Annotated in this window: 3 protein-coding genes; all 3 read left to right on the top strand. The window is 38.8% G+C overall.

All coding sequences use genetic code 11. The features are described 5' to 3' along the window. Positions 1-845 precede the first annotated feature (845 nt). On the top strand, positions 846-4,655 hold the full coding sequence (locus ACDX78_RS16920) for a M14 family zinc carboxypeptidase (RefSeq protein ID WP_486029335.1): 3,810 nt from the start codon (positions 846-848) through the stop codon (positions 4,653-4,655). Between the two features lie 204 nt (positions 4,656-4,859). Further along, a complete protein-coding gene (locus ACDX78_RS16915; RefSeq protein WP_486029334.1) occupies positions 4,860-5,897 on the top strand; it encodes a TAXI family TRAP transporter solute-binding subunit in 1,038 nt (345 codons plus the stop codon). Between the two features lie 352 nt (positions 5,898-6,249). After that, complete coding sequence (locus ACDX78_RS16910) at positions 6,250-6,786, top strand: DUF1850 domain-containing protein (RefSeq protein WP_486029333.1); 537 nt, start codon at positions 6,250-6,252, stop codon at positions 6,784-6,786. Positions 6,787-6,901 lie beyond the last annotated feature (115 nt).

The raw sequence follows: 6,901 nt of genomic DNA, 5'->3' as shown, positions 1-6,901 counted from the left end.
AGAATGGTTTTGAGTCATCGTGAATTACCTCCGTATGGTTTGTGTTTTTGTCAACCTTAATTATACGTGGTTTCACGATGGCTTTCTATTTATTTAGCTGTTGCATTTCATTTTACAATGAACCAAATATAGAATATTGAACATTTCACAAAAAAATTAAAACTTGGTTTGTTTCTGCTAAACTTTAGTTAATGGCATATTGGTTACGGATTCAGGTATTACCTCAACGATTGCATTGCAGGCTGAATGAACAGCTGCAAGTGGCAATAGGGGGTACTTGCAGTGCATGTGTTTGTATTTCACTTTTGGATTGAGGTAGATATTACATCACCGTTTGCCTGGCTGCCTTCGCTGCGACCGGGATATCCGGAAGAGACCCGATGCGGACAGTTTGACACGCAGTCAAACTGGCTATTGCAGCCTTTATTATGCCATATAAATTTGTACTCTAGCCGCAAATATTAATGATTGATACAACCTTCTTGAAATAGATTTCGACTAAAAAATTTAAAAAATGACAAAATTCATTTGACAAAATATAATCCAAATATTAATATTAATATTAATATTTGGATCCGAAAAACACCTAAATAACTTAAAAATACATATTTAATTATAATTACTTACTTGTAATCGATAAAAATCACATGTCGATATAGGGATAAATAACATTTAGTAGGTTTTTGGAAAGAATAGTTATCAATTAGATGATGTTGTCACAAGTGACAACTATTAATCTATGAAGGTAGAAAAAGAATAAAGGAGGATAGGTTTTTAACATCCTTAGATTAGTCATCCTTGCTTGTTATGTTGTATTTTATAAAACTAGGGAGGGCAATAAATAAGTGCAAAAAAATAATTGGAGTAGATTCTTATCTACTATGATAATGGGGATCATTGTATTCTTAGTTGCTGCAACACTGTTTCCAACATCAAGTTCAGCAGATATACAAGAGGGACTTACAGAAAATCAGTATGCAACAGATTTTTCCGAATATACAGTTGAGGAGGCGCCAGATGATTGGTCCACGCTATGGAGGGATACAAGTCAATGGACGGTATTAGATAGTCCATCGCGGTTAGAACTTATCAATGATAGTGGCGGTGGACGTCGCATGTTAACCTGGGATGCAGCAGGAGAATTAACTGGTGATTTTGAAATATCAACTTTATTTCGAGCAAGACATGGATCTTCCGTAATGGTACAACTCGGACTTGCTTTATCCGGAGATATTGGAGAGGAATCTGGATATTATGTAGATCTTCGTAATGTAAGTGCTTCAAGTATAGCAAACAGTTTACGTATTAATTCTTATGTTGATGGCAGCTATACCCAGTTAAGCAGTAGTGGAAACTTGCCATTTGCTGCAGAACAAGATAATTGGTATAACGTTGTATTCCAAAAAGAGGGTAATCAATTACAAGCAAAAGCATGGCCGTATGGTGAAGATGAACCTGAAGACTTCCAAACATCAGTTGTTGATGATAACCTAAATGAAGGACTTGTCGGAATTGGTCATTTAACATCGGGTGTAGAGAATGATTTTGCATTTTTTGGTGTTGGAACAGGTGGAGAAGCTGCCCCAAGAGCACCAAGAGATTTAGTCGATATAAAAGTAGAGCTCCGAGAGCGCTTGGCTGAACTTGAAGCTGAAAATTTAAATGAAGAAGATTATACAGCAGATAGTTGGGAAACATTCAGTAATGCTTTAACAGAAGCACATAATTTAATGGAAGATGAAAGTGCAACTCAATCTGTGATAGATAATGCTTTGAGGGAACTCGATCATGCCTACACATGGCTGATGAGAGAGGGACAGCCGATAACAGGGTTTGAAGACAGATTTGGTGAAGAATGGACGACTCTAGAAGAAGAGCTTGAATTTATTCAAGCCGTCTCAGGATTGTCTGACCGTGTATGGTATGAAGAAGTTGGTGAATCCGTACTTGGAAGACCTATTTATATGACATATGTTGGTGCAGAACAACGTACGAAGGAAGAAGTACAAGATGGTCGTACAATATTTATTATGGGAACACCTCACGGAAATGAACCAGCAGGTCGTGAAGCAGCATTTAAGATTTTACGTGAACTTGCTTTCACAGAAGATGAGAATATGCTGGAAATTTTAGAAAATGCAACAGTTTTAATTCAGCCGACATCAAGTCCAGATAGTCGAGCAGCAAATATGAGAACGAATGCTAATGGATTAGATAACAACCGTCTTCATCTTAGTCTTGATCAACCAGAAAACGTAGTAACTGCTAGTATTTTACGAGACTATAAACCGGACATTACCTTTGATGCCCATGAGCGTCCAACTGGTTCTAGCCCGGATATTGAATTTCTATGGCCGCGTAACTTAAACGTAGACCGTGAGATTTATGAATTGAATGTCGAACTAGTTACAGATTACTTGATACCAGATTCAGAAGCAGATGGGTGGAGTGCAGGTTTATATGGTAGCCCGACAAGTGCAGGAAGAGGTGGAGCAACAAATCTACGGAATATGTCTGGGTTACGTCATGGATTAGGGGTTCTATCAGAATCAGCAGGAAACCAAGAGAAGGAAGATAGAGTAGAAATGCAGATGAGTAGTTATCGCTCCCTTCTTAGCTTTTATCATGAAAGATTTGATGAACTTGCTGCAGCAGTAGATGGAGCATCTGAACGTAAGCAGGCAGATGGAGCAAATAGAGCACCGTTTTATTTAGCTGGAGAAGATGATACACCTCATCTTGTAGAAATTATGGATCCGCCAGTATGTGGTTATTTACTAGATGCAGAACAAGCAGAGTCAATTGAACTCCATATTGATTTATTTGAACTTCAAACAGAAGAAACGGATGATGGCGGTTTATTTATAACAATGGCTCAGCCGATGATGACGGTTATCCCATTTTTAATGGATGAACGTACACCAAGTAATATAATAGCAGGATCGCCAATAGAAGAATGTCCTGCAGATAAAACAGAACTTCAAGAGAAAATAGACGAAATTAATGCTGAAGCATTAAATGAATTTGATTATACAGCAGAAAGCTGGGGAGTATTTGCATCTGCTTTAGAAGCGGCTGAATCCCTACTTGCAGATGAAGATGCGACACAGACAGAAGCAGATGAAGCACTTGTTGCTTTAGTTGCAGCTTATGACGGATTAGTAGTAGCTGAGGTAGTAGATAAGTCTGTAATTGAGGAAATAATAGAGGAAGTAAGCGACTTAAATGAATCTGATTATACAGCAGAAAGCTGGGAGGAATTTGCATCTGCTTTAGAAGCGGCTGAATCCGTGCTTGAAGATGAGGATGTAACTCAAACAGATGTCGAAAGTGCACTTATAGCACTATTAACAGCTTATGTCTGGTTAACAGCAGATGGAGATGATCCAACAGATCCTGTAGATAAATCAGCATTAGAAGAGAAAATAGAAGAAGTAAGTGACTTAGATGCATCGGACTATACAGAAGAAAGCTGGTCAACCTTTGCGTCAGTATTAGAGGAAGCAGAAAATGTGCTTGCGAATGAAAAAGCAACACAAGAAGAAGTCAATGATGCGCTTGCAGACTTATTAGCAGCCCATGCAGGATTAGTAGAAGACGGAGAAGATGCAGCAGATAAGTCAGCACTTCAAGATAAAGTGAACGAAGCGAATGATTTAAATGCAGGAGATTACACAGCAACAAGCTGGGCCGCTGTAGCAGAAGCCTTAGAAGCAGCAGATTCTGTACTAGCAGATGAAGCAGCAACTCAAACAGAAGTGAATGAAGCTTTAGCAACTTTAACAGTAGCTATTGATGGGTTAGTCGAAGCAGAATACCCAGGGGTTGATAAATTTGCGCTTCATGCAAAAATAATAGAAGCAAGCCTTTTAAATGTAGAAAGTTATACGACAGAGAGCTGGTCAGCCATGTCAGCTGCTTTAGAAGCAGCAGAGTCTGTTTCTGCTGATGAAACTGCAACACAAGAAGAAGTGAATGCAGCATTAACAGCTTTAACAGAAGCCATTGAGAGATTAGTTAAAGTAGAAGAATCAATTATCGATAAGTCAGCGCTAGAGGAAAAAGTGGAAGAATCAAGTGGATTAAATGCATCTGATTATACTGAAGAGAGCTGGTTAGCTGTAAGGGAAGCTTTAGAAGCAGCAGAAATCGTTCTAGCAGATGAAACAGTCACGCAAGAAGAAGTCAATCATGCTCTAGCAGACTTAACAGAAGGATTAGAAGGACTATTGAAAGCAGGAGAGGAGGTTGTAGATAAATCAGCGCTTCAAGATAAAGTGGGAGAAGCAAATGGCTTGAATGCAAAAGATTATACAACGGATAGCTGGTCATCTTTAACAGAAGCTTTAGAGGCAGCACAAAACATTCTAGAAGATGAATCTCCAACGCAAGAGGAAGTTAATGCAGCTTTAGCAGTATTAACAGAAGCAATAGAAGGGTTAGAAGAAAAATCATCTAAACCAGGTGATAAAGACCCGAGCAAGGTTGATGGCAAAGATAAACAACCAGGAGAATCAGACGGAATTGGTTCGAAAGAGGGAAGTAAATTACCATCAACAGCAACACCTTATTACAACTTGTTGTTAATTGGTTTTGTACTCTTTGTTTTAGGTGGAATAGTTTGGGAGATTAATAGAAGACGTCGTATGCAATAATATAAAACTGGAAGGCACACTGCCTTCCAGTCTCCAGTCAGCTTGAGCTAGGCCATATTCTTCTCATGTTTTTCATGATTACATGAAAAAGTATGTGATTAATGTAATTTAACGAACCATTTGAATCTAATGAAAATAAATTGACAATCTATTGAAGTTGGAGGTAAAATGTTATTACTAAAGGTACAAAAGGGGGATTTTAGTATGAAAAAGAAGAACTTATTACTATTTGCCATGTTATTAGTGTTGGCGCTGTTCTTGGCAGCATGTGGTGGCGGGGATGACGCAGATGATGGTGGTACTGACACGGATGACGGAGGTACCGAAACTGACGATGGCGGTGCAGATGATGATGAAGAGGCTGAAGGTGAAACGCCCGATTTTCTGAGCCTGTTAACCGGTGGCACGAGCGGTACATATTACCCGCTTGGAGGAGAAATGGCAACGAATATCTCTGATGCAACGGGCATTCAAACGGATGCGCTTTCATCAAATGCTTCTGCTGATAACATAGTTGACTTGCAGCAAGGTGAAGCAGAACTGGCAATGGTTCAAACAGATACGATGGCTCAGGCTGTGGAAGGTATAGCTGGATTTGAAGGTGAACCGGTAGATAATGTATTGGCAATCGGATCGTTATATCCGGAAACCGTTCAAATTGTAACAACTGCAGACTCTGACATAGAGTCCATCGAAGACTTGGAAGGCAGAACCGTTTCTGTTGGAGCACCAGGTTCTGGTACATTTTTTAATGCCGAACAGATCCTTGAAATACATGGGCTGACAATGGATGATATTGACGCGCAAAACCTCGACTTCGGTGAGTCCACTGGTGGGATTCAGGATGGAAATATTGATGCGGCTATCATTACTGGGGGGACACCAACAGGTGCTGTTGAAGAACTAACAGCAACAGTCGGTGTAAAAGTTCTACCTGTAGAGCAGGATAAGATCGAAGAGTTAGTTGAAGCGTATCCTTTCTATGCTGAAAACACCATTGAAGCAGGCACATATGGACTTGAAGAGGAAGTAACAACAGTTGCAGTACTTGCCATGATAGCTGTAGCAGATAATTTGTCTGATGATGTTGTTTATGATATTACACAGGCTATTTATGAAAATGCGGACTCAATGGCGCATGACAGAGCTTCAGATATCACATTGGATTCTGCCCTTGACGGTGTTGGAATTGACCTTCACCCTGGAGCGGAAAGTTACTTTGAAGATCAAGGGGTGAACTAAAAAGTTTGCATGCAGTATGGATGAAAATGGCCGGCAGTTGATCCTGTAATCGGGAGAGGGCTGCCGGTCAATCCATGTGAATGAAAGCATTTTATCAGTTAAATACTGATTTACCGTTTACATATATTCGCACTTCCAAAACATTCCTATGAAAATTGGATTGTCAATCGCACAAGAGTAGGGTATATTTTACTGATAGAAAAATATAGAAACATAGCTTAAACCTTTCATGGCAGAAGAAAAATTTATGCAGATGTAAAATTTCTATATTTTTTTATCCGTAAGAAATTTATACAATAACATCTTTTAGCATGAATATGATTAGCTTAATGAAACATTTGGTGAATTAGATATGGGACAGCTTTCAAAGAAACTTAAACTTTACATTATCATCCTTCTGGCAGCAATTTTGCTGTTTATCGTTTTATTTGTTCCTTTCCGGACAGCTCTGGTATTTTATAAAGAGAATACAGATGACATTGAAGCTTTTTTGCCGATAAATGAAAACGAGAGATTCCAAATCATCTTTACCCATTCTATTCATCTAACAGATGTAGTGGAAAAATATATTGTACTGGATGATCACCACATAAAACAATATGAATTTGTATATGAGGAATTTGGGATTGGTATGCCTGCCAATGCGGGGGAAGGGGAAGAATTTGTATATGAGGATGGAAAATATCATATTAAAAATATGGAAAATATTTTCCCTGAAATAAAAATAAGAAATGGGAAAGCGGTTTCTGAACATCGGCTTGTGTGGGGAGAAGAGGAAGAATACATGACCTGGTTTAATGATTACTTCGCTCCTGGAGCGTGGTTTACAATGCAAATAGATAATCTATCATTATGGCAGTATATGAAAGGAGTGAGAATCAGTGAGTGATTCAAAGGATAAAAACCAGAGAAAAGATGAGCAAAAAGATGAACAAAAAGAACAGCAAAAAAATGAACAGGATAAGCAGCAATCCAGTGAACCAAACGAGCTGGAAAAAGATATA

Source organism: Virgibacillus oceani, from assembly GCF_041521345.1.
GTDB lineage: Bacteria > Bacillota > Bacilli > Bacillales > Amphibacillaceae > Virgibacillus_N > Virgibacillus_N oceani_A.
Note: the sequence above shows the minus strand (reverse complement) of the source record. Positions and strands in the feature narration are given on the sequence as shown.

Excerpts from the sequence above, each read along its gene's own strand:
- ACDX78_RS16915 (WP_486029334.1), top strand. The coding sequence starts at position 4,860 with ATGAAAAAGAAGAACTTATTACTATTTGCCATGTTATTAGTGTTGGCG.
- ACDX78_RS16910 (WP_486029333.1), top strand. The coding sequence starts at position 6,250 with ATGGGACAGCTTTCAAAGAAACTTAAACTTTACATTATCATCCTTCTG.